This is a genomic window from Thermorhabdus hydrogeniformans (genome assembly GCF_049310025.1).
Classification (GTDB): Bacteria; Bacillota; Thermosediminibacteria; order Thermosediminibacterales; family Tepidanaerobacteraceae; genus JBJYKD01.
Map to the genome: position 1 here is coordinate 42,635 of NZ_JBJYKD010000018.1, position 15,732 is coordinate 58,366.

The 15,732-nt window shown below is 48.8% G+C and carries 13 protein-coding genes; 3 read left to right on the top strand and 10 right to left on the bottom strand.

What is annotated here, in order from left to right:
- Window positions 1-214 precede the first annotated feature (214 nt).
- A complete protein-coding gene (locus ACKX14_RS10020; protein WP_422447178.1) occupies window positions 215-1,852 on the bottom strand; it encodes a carbon starvation CstA family protein in 1,638 nt (545 codons plus the stop codon).
- A 25-nt stretch (window positions 1,853-1,877) separates the two neighbouring features.
- On the bottom strand, window positions 1,878-2,387 hold the full coding sequence (locus tag ACKX14_RS10025) for a DUF8052 family protein (protein ID WP_422447180.1): 510 nt from the start codon (window positions 2,385-2,387) through the stop codon (window positions 1,878-1,880).
- Between the two features lie 289 nt (window positions 2,388-2,676).
- Here ACKX14_RS10025 and ACKX14_RS10030 point away from each other — a divergent pair, with 289 nt between their 5' ends.
- From ACKX14_RS10030 to ACKX14_RS10040, 3 genes are read left to right on the top strand one after another with little or no spacing between them, the layout of a single operon-like run.
- Window positions 2,677-3,114, top strand: coding sequence for a nucleoside recognition domain-containing protein (locus ACKX14_RS10030; protein ID WP_422447182.1), 438 nt, complete (start codon window positions 2,677-2,679; stop codon window positions 3,112-3,114).
- A gap of 22 nt (window positions 3,115-3,136) precedes the next feature.
- Entirely contained in the window at window positions 3,137-3,601 is a 465-nt protein-coding gene (locus ACKX14_RS10035; RefSeq protein WP_422447184.1) for a nucleoside recognition domain-containing protein, read from the top strand.
- On the top strand, window positions 3,594-3,920 hold the full coding sequence (locus ACKX14_RS10040) for a MazG-like family protein (RefSeq protein WP_422447186.1): 327 nt from the start codon (window positions 3,594-3,596) through the stop codon (window positions 3,918-3,920). Before ACKX14_RS10035 ends, ACKX14_RS10040 begins: the two co-directional genes overlap by 8 nt.
- A 44-nt stretch (window positions 3,921-3,964) precedes the next feature.
- Here ACKX14_RS10040 and rho read toward each other — a convergent pair whose 3' ends face one another.
- From rho to ACKX14_RS10080, 8 genes are all read right to left on the bottom strand, one after another.
- Complete coding sequence (gene rho, locus ACKX14_RS10045) at window positions 3,965-5,230, bottom strand: transcription termination factor Rho (protein WP_422447188.1); 1,266 nt, start codon at window positions 5,228-5,230, stop codon at window positions 3,965-3,967.
- 308 nt (window positions 5,231-5,538) lie between these two features.
- Entirely contained in the window at window positions 5,539-6,477 is a 939-nt protein-coding gene (locus tag ACKX14_RS10050) for a two-component system sensor histidine kinase NtrB (protein ID WP_422447190.1), read from the bottom strand.
- Entirely contained in the window at window positions 6,438-6,872 is a 435-nt protein-coding gene (locus ACKX14_RS10055) for a response regulator (RefSeq protein WP_422447192.1), read from the bottom strand. The genes ACKX14_RS10050 and ACKX14_RS10055 overlap by 40 nt, the downstream gene beginning before the upstream one ends.
- 178 nt (window positions 6,873-7,050) lie before the next feature.
- Entirely contained in the window at window positions 7,051-10,032 is a 2,982-nt protein-coding gene (locus tag ACKX14_RS10060) for a S8 family serine peptidase (protein WP_422447194.1), read from the bottom strand.
- 22 nt (window positions 10,033-10,054) lie between these two features.
- Window positions 10,055-10,936, bottom strand: coding sequence for an S-layer homology domain-containing protein (locus tag ACKX14_RS10065; RefSeq protein WP_422447196.1), 882 nt, complete (start codon window positions 10,934-10,936; stop codon window positions 10,055-10,057).
- Between the two features lie 61 nt (window positions 10,937-10,997).
- A complete protein-coding gene (locus ACKX14_RS10070; RefSeq protein WP_422447198.1) occupies window positions 10,998-13,076 on the bottom strand; it encodes an S-layer homology domain-containing protein in 2,079 nt (692 codons plus the stop codon).
- A 127-nt stretch (window positions 13,077-13,203) separates the two neighbouring features.
- Window positions 13,204-14,856, bottom strand: a complete 1,653-nt coding sequence (locus ACKX14_RS10075) for an S-layer homology domain-containing protein (RefSeq protein ID WP_422447200.1) — start codon at window positions 14,854-14,856, stop codon at window positions 13,204-13,206.
- Window positions 14,857-14,993: 137 nt separating this feature from the next.
- Window positions 14,994-15,605, bottom strand: coding sequence for a TetR/AcrR family transcriptional regulator (locus tag ACKX14_RS10080; protein ID WP_422447202.1), 612 nt, complete (start codon window positions 15,603-15,605; stop codon window positions 14,994-14,996).
- Window positions 15,606-15,732: the final 127 nt, after the last annotated feature.

A 15,732-nucleotide genomic window follows, 5' to 3' on the forward strand; every position in this document is an offset into this window, starting at 1 on the left:
ACGGCCTGGCCCTATATACTGACACAATATGTTCATAATGTTGCTAAGTATTGATGAAAATATAAAAGCCGGTGAAAGCAGCAAATAGCCTACCAGTAAGGTAGGCTATTTTACTTTAATTCAGTTTTTCAATTTCAAGCTGGGGTTGCTCAGCCGCCAGGGCCACCTTAAAGCCTGCTCCTTGCCCGCCAGCGGAAATCCCGGCAGATTAATTTTACATCGAAGTCATCGTCTTTTTATGCTTCCCGGTCAATATGCCGTAGGCCTGAATGATCAGGAGGACGGCCAGTATGAAAAGCAGCACCGCGAATACGACAAGCAGATAGTTGCCGGCAGCCGCATTTGCCTTAATCAGGAAAAAGAGAGCCGTCAGGGTGACCGCAAACATGAATATCATCGGAATGATGAGCATGCTGTTGTTTCTGCCGGCGTTGGCCAGCCATGTGGCCACGGCGAGGAGGGCCACGGCGGCAAGCAACTGATTGGCGGACCCGAAAATCGGCCATATAACCTTCCAGCTGGTAAACGCCAGGACGACCGAAGCCAGCACCGTAACAATGGAGGCCACGTACCTGTTGCCGAAGAATCGTGCAGTCGGGCTTGATTGTGTTTTTTCACCGGACTCGGAAATGTTTTCAAAAAACTCCTGGAAGGCAAACCTCCCCAGTCTCGTGGCCGTATCCAGCGTCGTCAGGGCAAAAGCCGACACGGCCAGGGCGGCAAAGGTCTTGCCGATAGTGAAATTAACGCCCAGACTTGTCATAAAGGTCCCCAGGCCGTCGGCAAATACGTTTGTGGGCCCGGCTTTCATAAGGGCGGCAAATTTATCCCCGGTCAAGTATGCCGCCGTTATGATTGCAATCATGGCAAGTACCCCTTCTATAAGCATTGCGCCGTACCCTATAATCCTGGCATCCCGCTCTCTATCCAGCTGTTTTGCCGTCGTGCCGGAAGCCACCAGGGAGTGGAAACCGGATATGGCGCCGCAGGCTACGGTAACAAAAAGCATGGGGAATAAATACTGGGTCCCCACCTTAAAGCCGGTAAATGCCGGCAGCCGTATTTGAGGATTGTACAAAAGAATTCCTATAATGCCTCCTGCCATCATGCCGTAAAGGAGAAACGAGTTGAGGTAATCTCTCGGCTGCAAAAGTATCCATACGGGCATTACGGAAGCAGCTATGATATAAACGGCAAGGATAATAATCCACATCACCTTTGACAAAGACAGCGGTGCGAAATAACCTATTACAATACATAAGGCCAGGATAATTACTCCTATGATAGTGCTGGCGGTAAGGGATGCGTTGCGCCTGTATACGCTGAATCCAAAGGCTACCGCCAGGGGGATGAACAAAAGCGACGCCGTGGCGGCCTGAGGTGTGGCGACAAAAGTATCGGCGACAATGTTGGCAAAGGCGGCCACGATAAGCACGAGGGTCAGCCAGGAGAATAACAGGAACAGCCTTTTTGCCGTCAGGCCGACGTTCACTTCTATAATATCGCCTATGGATTTCCCCTTATGCCTTAAAGATGCAATGAGCGAACCCAGATCATGAGCGGCGCCCAAGAATATGCTTCCTATCACTATCCATAGGACGACGGGTATCCACCCAAATATGGCCGCCTGAATCGGGCCGTTAATGGGTCCCGCCCCCGCAATGGAGGCGAAGTGATGTCCCAAAAGCACCGGGGCCTTTGCCGGAGCGTAGTCAATCCCGTCATACATGGTATGAGCCGGAGTTTTTCTTTCGTCCGTTAATCCCCACTGCCTTGCAAGCCAGCCGCCGTAAAAAGTATATGCTGTAAAGAAAATCACGACTGCACCCAACAGCAGCATTATTGCGCTCATATACAAATCCCCCTTTGTTTTTTAATTACCCATAGAGCTGTGGCTGGAATAAATAAAAATCCTCCATCACCTCTCTTGCCTTTCTGTTTGCCACCACCCTGCGGGAAATAATATCCACTCCAAGAAGCCCCGTGTCGCACCATCCCATCAAACCAAATCCAAAACAGCCGGCACATTTGTATCTTTTTATGTAATCGGCCGCATCTTCCGTCATGCCCTTTTCGGCTATTATTGCGCCGATTATGGTGGTACACATATGCCTCAAATCCGGTCTGACCAAAAGCTTTACCTGCCCCTTCAGCCACTCTCCAAATTCCCGGATAAAATTAAAATCCAGCGTATCACAGCATTTTACCATCCTGTACTCATGGACCTCATATTCATCCAGCACTTTCGTCAAAAAGAAGCGCCGGTTTTTTAAGTGAAACACGGCATAAAGGTCCATAACCCTGTCGCCCAACGGGTGGTTTCTATAAACGTCAAAATATGCCCTGTGTCTCTGTTCCAGCAAGCGGATATAATTTTCTCTGTCCATATGGGTCACCTCCCGGAGGCATACAGTTTTAAACACGGGCTTGTTTCATGAAATGTTTTCTATGATGGATTTTTTGTTATTTATTAATTTTTATTATATTCCATCTTTTTTGTTTTATGTCACATTTTTCTCCAAGCGGCATAAAATTTAAATCGTCCGTCGAAAAACAGCACCGAACGGCAGTTACGCAAGAGCTGTAAAAGAATGTATTCCTTTGATTTTTTTTGTGTGCTATAATTTGCTTAAGAAAAAAATTTGACAACCATCGTTTTAACAGGGAGTGGCTTTCTTGCAAAAAATAAATCCGTCCTTTTCAGCGGGCACTTTAAAGCGCGGCATCCTGGCCGGTATTGACGTCACCTGGCAGCTGGCGCGAATCATCATTCCAATTTATTTTATTGTGACTTTTTTAAAACACACTCCGCTATTGGATAAAATATCGGTTTTATTCGCACCTTTTATGGGAATATTCGGTCTTCCTGGTAAAGCCGCCGTTGTCCTGGTACTGGGGAACGCGGTAAACCTGTACGCCGCCATCGGAGCCATGATATCCCTTTCTCTCTCGGTCAAGGAAATAACCATTCTTGCCATCATGCTGTCCTTCTGCCACAGCCTGCCGGTGGAAACGGCCCTCGCAAAAAAAATCGGCCTTTCGGCCGTAAACGTCATAGCCGTCAGAGCCTGCCTGGCCGTCATCTCCGGGCTGGCGTTTAATTTAATCCTTTAAAACAAATACTTGGAGGAATCTTATGGTGGTTCAGATTTTAAAAGAGGCATTTACCGGCAGTTTCCTTTCGGTAAAGCAAATTGCCCTTATCGTCATACCCATCATGATTTTAATGGAAATACTGAAAGACCTGGGGGTGCTGGACAGGATAGCCCAACTTTTCTCTCCGGTGGTAAAGATCTACGGTTTGAAAAAAGAAGCGGGATTCCCCCTGGTGATAGGAATAATAATAGGCCTCTCTTACGGCGCAGGTGTCATCTTCCGGTCGGCAAAAGAGGACAAGCTGCCGAAGAGGGATCTGTACCTCATAACATATTTCCTTGTGTCCGCCCATGCGGTATTTGAGGATACCGCCATATTCATGGCCATTGGAGCCAGCGGCGCGCTTCTCCTGACCACCCGGCTTGTTGTGGCGGCGCTCTTTACTTACATTGCATCGAAATTGATAAAAGAACAACCTGACATAGGGGTGAATGGGATTGAATGAATCAAAAGAAAACAGCTTCAAGGTCATCAGCCTGCCTAAGCTCAACGGACTTACTCCCACACTGGAGTCTACGGCGCTCAAGCTCATGGAAGAAGCCGGTGAGCTGGCTCAGGCCATAGGAAAATTCCGGGGGCAGAGCGGTGAAAAAATCCGCATGGATGAAAAAGAAGTGGTGGATAAAATGGCGCAGGAACTCCTGGACGTGGCCCAGGTGGCAGTCTCCATGATGTTTGTGCTGGAAGAAAACTACGACATAGATCTGGATGAAAAAATTCGGCAGCACATCCGAAAATTGAAGTCGAAAGGTTATCTCAAGTAAAGAACACCATAGGTCCCCCGCCGGTTAAAAATTTCCTTCGAAATTTACGTAAGCTGGAGTTCATTGACCGTGGCCGCAAGGTTTTCGAAAAATTCCCTGTTTGTCTTGGTCCTCTTAAGCCTGCTTATCAGTGTGGAGGCCGCTTCTACCGTATCGAGCTGGGCCAGCGCCTTTCTCAAAACCCACACCGCTTCCAGTTCGTCTTTTGATAGGAGCAGTTCTTCCCGGCGCGTGCCGGATTTTTTTATATCTATGGCCGGATATATTCTGCGCTCCGCCAGTTTTCTGTCCAGGTGAATTTCCATGTTGCCAGTGCCCTTAAACTCTTCGTATATCACATCGTCCATCCGGCTGCCGGTCTCCACCAGGGCGGTGGCGATAATGGTCAGACTGCCGCCTTCTTCGATATTCCTGGCGGCTCCGAAGAACCTCTTCGGCTTGTGCAGGGCGCTGGGGTCAAGGCCCCCGGAAAGGGTCCTACCCGTGGGAGGCACGACCAGATTGTTGGCCCTGGCCAGGCGGGTTATGCTGTCCAGCAGGATCACCACGTCTCTCTTACTCTCCACCAGCCTCTGAGCCCTCTCCAGTACCATGTCAGCCACTCTCAGGTGGTTTTCCGGCAGTTCGTCAAAGGTGGAACTTACCACCTCGCCGTCTACCGAACGCCTGATGTCAGTGACCTCTTCAGGCCTTTCGTCTATGAGAAGCACGATAAGCTGTATTCCCGGGTGGTTTCTGGTCAGGGCATTGGCTATTTTTTTGAGCATCATGGTCTTGCCCGCTTTGGGGGGAGAAACTATGAGGGCGCGCTGGCCTTTGCCTATAGGAGCGATGATGTCTATAATCCTGGTGGACAGGTCCTGCGGGTCGTTTTCCAGGGTGAGTCTGGGCTGCGGGAATATGGGTGTCAGAGAATCAAAGTGAAAGCGCCCGACCGCGTGCTCAGGGTCGAGGCCGTTTACCGCGGAGATCTGCAGGATGGCCCTGTATTTTTCACCCTCTTTGGGGGGACGCGTTTTGCCGGCAATCATATCGCCGGTCCTCAAGTGGAACCTACGGATCTGGGAAGGGGAAATGTAGATGTCTTCATCGGATGGCAAATAGTTTTCAATTCTCAAAAAACCGTAACCGTCCGGCAATATCTCCAGGACTCCTTCGGCCACAGCGTCGCCGGGCTCGTCGGCCATGGCCTCCATGATTTTTATTATGAGATCGCGCTTGCGGTACTTGTAGTAACCCGGTATTTTTTTCTCGCGGGCGATTTCATGCAGTTCGGCAATGGTCTTTTTTTCAAGTTCGGTAATGAGCAAAATCTCACTTCCCTTTGATTTGATTTTTATTTGGCTGGGAAATACGGCAGGAGCTTTAATGGAAATACCTGGAAGAAAGGAAAATTTTAACGGTTCTCATTAGAAATTATGTGTCCCGGAGGGAAAAATATTCATAAGAGGGGTAAAATAAAACTTTTTAAAAAAGGAGACCCTCAACCGGGCCTCCTTTTTATAGATACACCGAGGAGGATTTGCCTTTTGTAATTTATTATATCATTTATATAGGGCAGCGTCAAGATAAGGGTGCAATGCCATATTTTAACTTTTATTCAGTTCCGTGGTTGCCGTCAAAATGGAAGTTCTACAAAAAAGGTGGTCCCTTCCCCTTCTTTTGATTCAAATCTGATTTTGCCCCCGTGATTTTGTATAATTCGCTTTGTTATGTAAAGGCCCAGGCCCGTCCCGTTTTCCTTGGTGGTAAAGAAAGGCTTGAACAATTTTTCCCTGTTTCCTTCCTTAATACCAACTCCGTCGTCTTTTATCTCAACGATTATTTTGTCCTCTTGCCTGCGGGATTTTATAAATATGTTTCCCTCCTTTGTGATCGCCTCAAGGGAGTTTTGAATGAGATTTAAAAAGGCCTGTTTTAACTGGTCTTTATCGCCGTACACCCATAAGTCTTTTTCCATGTCCAAACGGCAGGAAACTGTTTCAGTAAACCTGGCCTTAAAGAGGTTTAACACTTCCTCCATCAGTTTGTCTATATAAATCCTGTCGTTCTTTTTTATCTGCTGTCGTGAGAGTATTAAAAAATCTTCCACGATTCTGCGGAGCCGGTCCAGCTCGGAAATCATTATATGGGTATATTCTCTTCGTCGATCATCTTTTCCGAGGCTGTTTTCCAAAAGCTGCAGAAAACCCCTGATTGAAAAAAGGGGATTTTTTATTTCATGGACGGCGCTTGCCGCCAATTCTCCGGATACCGCCAGGCTTTCTATCCGTGTCAAATTTTCTCTGAGCTTTTCGATTTCGCCTTTATCTTCATAGGATACAATGACGCCCAGCGGGCCTTCCGAATCTTCAAAAAGGGATGTGCTCACATCATAGACGTATGATCTGTTGGCATTCTCTTCATCCCGGTTTTCAATTACGATCCGGTGGTTTCCTTCTCTGACAAATAAAAGGGGGGCCTCTAAAACGGTGTCAACCCTTTCCGCCAGCATATCCTCATAAACTTCGGCATATTTTAAGAGATTAAACGCCCCATCTCGAAACCCGTCTCCCATTCGCCTTCTCCTCTCGCCGCCAAATCTAAGGTTGCAGAAACTTTGTCAAGCACAGCTTTGAGTTCTTGAAGGTCAAAGGGTTTTACCAGACAGGCAACGGCACCTTCCTCCCTCGCCCTCTTCAAATACTCGTTGCTGGAACAACCCGACATGAAAATGGTGGCAACTTCAGGCATTTTTTCTTTCAGGTGAGACAGAAGGGTTATGCCGTCTATACCTGGAATGGTCATGTCCACCAGGGCTATGTCAGGCTTTTCCTGATATGCCATTTCCAGAGCTTCCAGGCCGTCCGACGCTCCAAAAGTCCTGTAACCTGAAGAATTGAGAGCTTCAAGCAGCATGGCTCTCACCCAAAGCTGGTCGTCCACAACCATCACTTTGAACTTTTGGCCCACTTTTTTTATCCCCCAATCTTTCAGTAGCCTCATCCGGCTCTATTTTTTGCCGGCAGTTGTTCCCCTGAAGTCACTACCTTCATGAGATAATTAAAAAGGATAATTAGTAAAATATTTAGAGAATATATTTATTATTCTACAAGAAATACTTATTTCCTTTCATCATATTATATACTTATTATAAATTTTTAAATTCTAGGTATAAAGGCCCATAACGATAGTCCTGAATCTCTATGGTCTTTATCTTGATCCCTCGAGGCAGAATCACCCTCCCGTTTTTTACGGGGTACTCCATGCCGTTGACAATAACCGAAGTGGACACCGGCTTTTTTGAATCCCGCTCTCTTACTGTGACACTACCTTCAGGCAAATAATCCACCAGCAGTGTCTTTTTTCCCACCCAGAGTTTTACCGGAATGTAAGACTCCCCTCCTCGCCCGTCTTTTACGGAAAGGTACCCCGTAAATTCATTTCCACCGCCGGGTACCGAGACAAGCAATTTGACCTTCCGGTTTTCACCAGTCCGGCCTTCAGGAACCTGTTCTTCAACGACGATCCCCCCGGTACCGGCCAGGACACGGTAGTTCACCCTGAACCCGGCGGACCCGCCGGGCACCGAAAAACCGTCTACATATACAAAATATTCACCCGGCGGCGGTTTTACCAATTGAATTTTTTCATGGTTTACGTCCACCTGAGCGGATGAAGCAACTTCTTCGTACTCACCCCCATTGCCGACCTTTTTGTACAGATACAGGTCCACATCGCCATCAAATGATCCCACCGGCTCCAGATAGACATCAAGCCTTACGGCACCAGCGGGAACTTTTATCTCCGGTCCCGGTGCAAATTCTCCGTCGGCGACGCTTACAATTTTCGACACAAAGGCCTGCCCTTCATCCGCCAACCCGACCGCCGTCAGGATACCGCCGACAGACCCCGCGCCATTTTTCAACATAATTTCCCGGGAAATTTGCTTCTGTCCTTTTGCGGCGGAAAGAGCCACGCAGTCTCCGTCTAAAAAGGCGCCGCCGGCCGATACGGTCAGGCTGTACTCCGTCTTATCCGCCCCGAAGTCCGAAAGGTTATAGTCGGAAACCACCACCGCTTCCCAGACGCCGGGACCGGGCCCCGGCTTTGAAAAATGAGTTGAGACTGTCGGCGCTTCGTAGTCAGCCCCGGCATAGCCCTCAAAGACTTTGCGGCCGTCGGGGTCGTAGATGTAAATAAGCCCGCGCCCCATGGCATCGGCTTTATCTTTATTAACGGTCAGATTAAAGCTCAGCTCCGACATGCCGGGTTTTACACTGAAGAAATAGCGGTGCCATCTTGACGGGCTCAGCGAACCCTCAAGGCTCACGCTGCCTGACTGTGCCAGGTCGTAAGGCACCACGGCCGTGGTGCCAAAATCCACCACCGGGACCCCTTCCTCCCCGACAAAACCCCGGGTCCGGGCTGTGTAAATACCAGGCTTTTCCGGAATGTCGTAATAAATCGTCACCGCCCGCGGTTTTCCGCGGGGCAGCAGGATGTTTGTTTTATCCTGCTTTACCCATGACGGGTCGGACTTTAATTTTAATGCCAGCGTCGAATCCGACAGGTTTGTCAGTAAAATTTCCACCCTGCCCGCAAGCCGGTTTTTAAAGAACACTCCGCCGGTATAACCGGCGGCTCCGGGCAGTTTGGCCACCACATTCTGTGCCGCCGGGCGGTCTTTGAGGAATTTTACGGCATCCCACGATTTAAATACGTCTATGAGACCGTACCCCTGCTCAACCTCCAGATACCCATTTATTTTTCTGGCTCCCAGTTCCAGCGATTTTTTCAACAGGCCCGCCGAAACGGGGATTCCTTCCCGCCTGGCCTTTTCCAGAAGCAGAGCTGCACTCCCGGACACGAAGGGCGCCGCCATGCTGGTACCATCCATTAAGAAATATCCGCCGCTGTCCCACCGGGCCACGGTGGATATGACACTGGACGGCGCCACCACGTGCGGAAGCAACGATCCATTTATGGAAGGACCGGCACCCGAAAAATACCAGATTGTATCGCCGTCGACTTTTGCGTTGTAGTTGATTTTCCAAAGGGGCGGGGACATATACGCCCCCACTGTTATCACGCTTTCACCGTCGGCGGCTCCAGCGGCGGTGGCAAGGCCGGGGCCGGTGTTGCCGGCCGCTATGACCAGCAGCGTTTTGCGGTCCAGCGATATCTTCTTGAACAGTCTTGATTGAGCCAGTTGTTCCTGGCCCGAGGACGCCACACCCCCGATGCTTATATTTATGATATCGGCTCCTTTTTCTCCGGCGTATTCCACCGCCCTCGCTATGTCCTCCCAGTTTCCCTCGCCCGAGGAGCCCACAGCCTTGACGGCTATTATCTGAACCCCAGGTGCCGTGCCTATGAGCCTTCCGTTGGCGCCTATTATACCCGCCACATGGGTGCCGTGGCCGTTGCCGTCGAAACTGATTTTTACGTGTTTTCCTGCCGGATCGATCTCGGAGACCACAAAAGAAGATTCCTCCACGTACTCGGTAGCGGGATTGTCCCTCCCAAAGCTTGCCCACTCAAAACCTTTATTATAAACTTTCAGGGGTTTTTCATCGGAAAAATCGTCGTTCAAATTGGTGTCCACATAAACGGTGTCATATACCCCGGGCAGGGAGGAATCGGAGACCAGCACTCCGAAAATGTCTTTATTATCACCATCGCGATTTAAATCCTGGTCGATATACCCCCTTTCGTCCAGCTGGCTTTCTTTCAACATGCCCGCGCGAAAGCTGCCGCTTCTGGAAATAATTCCGGCCGTACCGTACCTGCGGCCCTGCAGGAAAACAGTATCCTCTGACGGCGAAGCGGCCGGCCGGGTCTGTACCAGGCCTTCACTGGTAAAATCGGCGTAGTCTATGATTTTTAATGCTCCGCCGGGGGTTTTCCGGAGGTCGGGGTGGCTCGGGTCGATGCCGGTATCGATCACCGCCACCTTTATCCCCCTCCCGTCAACTCCCATTTGCTCCCTGAACAAATCAGCCTTAATGTCTTTCAAAGCCTGCCTCATCCCGGCGTTTACGTCAAAGCCCTCAACCGCTGCCGGCGCTCCCGACATTTTCCCAAATATTGTCAAAATAATGATAAGTAAAACAGCAATTTTTTTCGGCATACATCTCATTCCTTACCTGACACTATGTGCTCGACCGTATGTACGAGACGCGGCGGCTTCCGTCAAGGATGATATACACTGGTATCCCAGCCATTTCTTTAACGGAAACCCGGGTGCGGCCCCGAAAGGCCGCCACGTCCCCCGAAAGCGCAAATTCCTCGGTTTTGCCATTTATTTCGATTTTAATTGATTTAATATCGTCTCCCTCTATTGCAGCCCTGCCGAAAAAGTCGTAAATATAGCCCTGTCTTGCCGCCACCTGCGCCAGGATCTTCGCCGCCTCCGCCCTGGTGGCCGGCCGGGCCGGTTCAAACAACCCTTCCGGTGTGCCGGTCACGACGCCGTTGTCCACGGCTCGCGCGATATGGCTCCTGGCCCATGAGGGAATCCTGTCAACGTCCTTGAACCTCTCAAGAAGCGGGTATGTATCTTGGTCACCGCCGGATTCGCCGGGGAAAAAAGCCCTGTAAATCATGGCGACCATTTCGGCCCGATTCAGACTCCTATCCGGGTAAAACCTTGCACCCTGTCCCCTGGCAATCCCCAGTTCCCAGGCGGTGGTTATGTAGCCTGACGCCCAGTGGCCGTCGGCATCTTCAAAGGGGCCAGGATAATTTTTTATCTCCTCCGCATCCTGCCCATACCCCAGGGCGACCACCAGCATCTTTACAAATTCGGCCCTTGTGACGGCCTTCTGAGGGAAAAAGTTTTTACCGTCGCCGTTTACAATCCCCTTGGCCACGAGCATGCGTATCTCCGGCTCGGCAAAGTTGCCGCTTACATCGGCCAGTTCCGCTGCAAAAGCCGTACTTGATTTTGCATTAAAAGAAAAAAAAACGGCGAACAATGTTGTTATTACCAATACAACATAAGATGTCTTTAACTTGGTCAAATTCGACTTCATCCTTTTATCCTCCGGGTTGGCACCATAAGTCGAAGGGCGCGTTCAGGAGTGTTTGTAATCCTCAATTAGTGAGCACCACTATACTGTCCGCAGTGAACAGGCCGCTGTCGTAGGCACCGACAGCTATAATCTCGTCCCCTACATTAATCTTTCTTACGCTTATATTATCTCTGCCTTTTATGAACACCGTATCATCATCATAATGGATCTCTTTTGAGTCCCTTGTTCCGTCCGATTTTTTGATGCTTATAACTATAACCCTCGGGCCCGTGTGAATATACTGAACCGTTCCCTTAAAGGTCTCCGTGGCCTGCCATGCGGTAACTTTTATGCTTGTAGCTTCATCCCCTTCGGCCCTGATGTCTACCTGGTAGTCAGGCTTTAAATCGTATATTTTGATTTCTTTTGAATCCTGTGTAATGTCGGTATTTGAAGTAACATAAAACGTGATTTCTTCGCCATCTTCGTCGATTATTGTGATGGAGGGGTTATCTGAAAGTGTTATGGATTTTATCCTTCCGGATGTGTCGCGCTTAACGCTTTTTGCCACAATTTTTATCGCTTTATTGTACTCTAAGGTAATATCCACTTCATCGCCCTTTTTCAGTTCGTCTATATCCGCCGACCTTCCGTTCCTCTTTATGCTGACATCGCCGTCTATTTCTATATCCTGTGTGTCGCCGTCTTCATCTTCTACAGTAATTACGGGGTTCTTCGACAGGAAGCTTATGTTTTCGACGATACCTTTAACTTCTTTTTGGGCGCTCTCGGCCTCGATCTTTACCACCTTACCGCCTGCTATAGTTAAACCGGCAAGATCTCCCGGAACCAGATTCGCAAGGGTTGCAACCTGTCCGTCTTTTACGACCAGCACGCCGCTATTTATGCTGTAAGTTTCGGAACGGCCGGTTTCATCGTTATCAATTACCAGCAGATCTGATCCTATTATGGACTTTAATATTCCTTTAATGCTTTTTTCGACGGTCTTGGCTTCCAACTTGATTATGTCCGTGCCGGAAACCAGGAGTGAAACAGGCTGTCCCGCCGCCAGATCGCTTAAGCCGGCAGATTTGCCGTCCAGGTATATAGCCGCTCCGGCTTTTACGTTCAGGACCATGTCAAAGCCCCCGGATTTTTTTACAGTCAGGACTTTGCGTTCAATATCGATATCCGCTATGGTGCCCTCAACAGCAGTGCCGGTAAGAGCGGAGGAAGGCGATTCTCCGGCAATTTTTTCTATATAAGCTGCTGTGCCGCCGCTAACCCGGTCGGGTATAATCTCAACATTGTCCCCGATTTTAATATCTTCGAGGTTGGCCTTCACCAGGGCGCCCTTTTCGTCCTCTTTGTAAATGCTTGCAGAATTGTTAACCGAGTATTTTACAGAGTTCCCGCTTTGGAGCTTAACCTTTATCGAAGCCAACCATAAGGACGGGTCGACCTCCTCCACCCGCCCTCTGACCACATTTTGCTGCACAGGCAGATGCTTTGCCACACTGAAAAGCACTTTTGCCGCCTCTGCCCTGGTGATGCTGTTGTTGGGTTTGAAATTATTGTCGGTATATCCCTGCAAAATCTTCTTCTCCACCGCTATTTCCACATAAGACCTTGCATCGAGCGGTATGGCGTAAATGTCTTTAAAGGAGAGGTTCACGTTTTGCCGGCTCTCGGCTTCCTCACCCAGGCCGAGGGCCTTTACAGCGAAAACAGCCACTTCGTACCTTTTGGCATCGTCATCGGGCCTGAAGTCGTCAAGGTCTTTGCCTGAAATGATGCCTTTTTCCACCGCTACTGCCACATATCCCCTTGCCCAGGCGGGCACGGCATCGGCTTTCGGGAAGTCAGCCGGAAGGCTCTTGGTTTTGGCCTCATTTTCCAGGCCCATCAACCTGACAAGCATGGCTATGATCTGGGCGCGTTTCACCGGGCTCTCAGGTGCGTAAGACGTCTCGGTTACCCCGCTGGTTACTCCGGCAAGGTACATCTTTTCAATATACGGCCTTGCCCACTGATGCCTGGAGGTTATATCCTTAAATTTCAGATCAACAGCCATGGCCGGTACAGTGCTCACCAAGACCAGAATCCCCGCCAGGCAAATCACCAGAAATTTTTTCTCAAACAAAAAATTTAATTTTCTCACGGTGGCCCTCCTCTCATCTTTTTATACTGTATATTCTACAAAACATTGGACATATCCTTCTTTTTTTACAAAAAAGGGCGGTGTTACCGCCCTCTACCGGAAATTATATGCCTTTTTAGTCTCGATCTCAGGCCTCTATTTCAACCACCAGGCTGCCGTCGATGGTCAATTCCACTTCCATGCCGGCCTTTATATCCGAAATTCTATCTATGCCCTTCAGCTTAACGTTGCTGTCGAGAGTAAATGTGTGCTTTACATTTTCTTCATCCACAACGGTGATTTCCCACCGCTGGTCTCTTAGCGCGAAAGAATACACCCTGCCTCTCAGCCTACCGTTTCTTATTTCACTCCGGGTTATTTCTCTTAATCTTTCTTTAAAACTGTGTACTTCCACCGATATGGCCACGTTTTCGCCATCGCCCTTTTCGGCTTTTACCCTTGCCCGGTCGCCGGCCTCTATATCCGAAAGGTCTGCCGGTTTGCCGTCCACCGTTATATCGGTGTCTTCGCCTATCTTAAATGTCAGGACATCCCTATCTCTCACAGGGTAGAATTTTTTCACCTCTATGAGACCGCCGCTCATGTATATGGAAACCCGGTCCGCTGAAATCCCGCCTATCACGACTATTTTTTCCCCGACATAATACTGCATGCCCCCGGTTTGACCCACCAGAACAAATCTTTCGTCTCCCGTATCAAGCTCGTAGTGCGACCCTTCTATGTCACTTTTTTTGAGCACACCCACAAAGCCCTCATCTTCCTCTTCGGCATAAGTGACAATGGATATTTCGTCATCTTTTTCATCGACATCGTACACGAGGCCGTCCGCGCTGAATGTCACCTCTTCCCGTTCTCCCAGCACTTGAATGAAAATGACCATGCCTTCAACGTCCAGGACTAATTCCACCCTATCGCCCACCTGCAGGTCATTCAGGCCCCTGTATTTTTCGTCGATATAGACCGGGGCGTTTTCGGCCGCATAATAAGTTTTTTCATCACCGCCGGTCTTTACGGTTATGCTGTACCGGCCGTCTTCATCTATATCGATGTCAGTTATGACACCGTCGGCTTTTTTGCCGTCACCTTCATCGGATACATCGTTCAGTTTGTTGATGATGACGGCCATTTCGGCCCTGGTAACCGGTCGTTGGGGCATGAACAGATTGCCCGGGTAGCCTTTCATCAGGCCGAGATCCACAGCCACATATACATACCCCACGGCATTCTTCGGAATCGCTGCTGCGTCTTTAAATGGGAGTTTTTCTTTCATGTGTGCTTCGGCTTCGTCTTCCCTGCCCGCCGCCCTTACGATATATCTGGCCACTTCATACCGCTTGGCGGGAGCGTTGGGATTAAAGCTTTTCAACTCTTCGGGCTTAACTATACCCTTTTCCACCGCCATGGCTACGTAGTAATAAGCATCCGCCCATGGGAGCTTGATGTTCTTGACGTCCTTCGGTATGGATTTAAGGCTTTTTGCCTCATCCTCCCATCCCATGACCCTCAAAGCAATGATGATGGCTTCAAGGTGAGTCACGTTATTCTTCGGTTTAAAGTAACCTCCGGGATAGCCGGTAAAAACCCCCATGGCGTACATCCTGTCAATGGCCAGCCTTGCCCATTCCAGATTGTCCACATCGTTAAATCCTTTCCAGACGGACTTCCCTTTGGGCTGCTTTCCTTCCGGCCCTTTAGCAAAACCCGCCGGCATCGCAAATGTCACCAACAGCATCGCAAGCAGCAACACGGCCATCCATTTCTTTCTTTTTATTTTTTTCATAGAAAAAACCCTCCTTCTTTCCAGCTGTTTTGCGTCCAACAAATTTTTTACTCTGTTATATATATCGGTTAGACAGCCGGAAATATGAGGGCACTTTGCAAACGTAATATTATTGTAATAATGCTGTAACATTGCTGTCACAAAGCTTCATTCGCTATTCCATAGAGCAGTATATCCATTGTCTTTTCCTTTATTTCTTCCAACAAATTTTTTTTGCCTGTCCCGTCAATTTCCTCCATTACAAAAACTCTCCACGAGGCCAAAAACATCAATGCCGCCAGATGCACGTCAATTCGCCGGAGTTTTTCTTCTTTTATTCCTTCCAGTAAAACACCCTCCACCAGCTTAACTATCCTTTCCTTACTTTCAATCATCCATCGGTGAAGATCCTTACTTATATAGATATGGTCGTTCAAAAGTATGTTTGCAAGATTTTTTGTCTGGGTGGCAAATTCCATATGGGCACGCATCATGTTTTCCAGTTTTTCTTTGAAATCCTTCCCCCTGCCAGCTTCCCTCTCAATGGAGCTGCAGTACCATGTCATCCACTGCTTTACCATCCCGCAAAAGAGTTCTTTTTTGCTGCGAAAATACTCATATATGGTCCCTTTTCCAATGCCTGCTTTTTGGGCGATCTCCTCCATTTTTGCCTGGTGAAATCCTTTTTTTATGAATACATCAAAAGCCGCCATTATGATCTCCTCATAACGGTCCGCCTTTTTACGAATTCTATTGCTCCGTCCTCCCATTTATTATACATCTCTCCCCGGCGTTCCCCATGATGCTTTCTTTTTTATTTATGATTCCAGTGTAAAAACTCCCCCTTTTCCCCAATCCATATTTAACCAAATACGGCTTGAAAAATAAAAACTAACG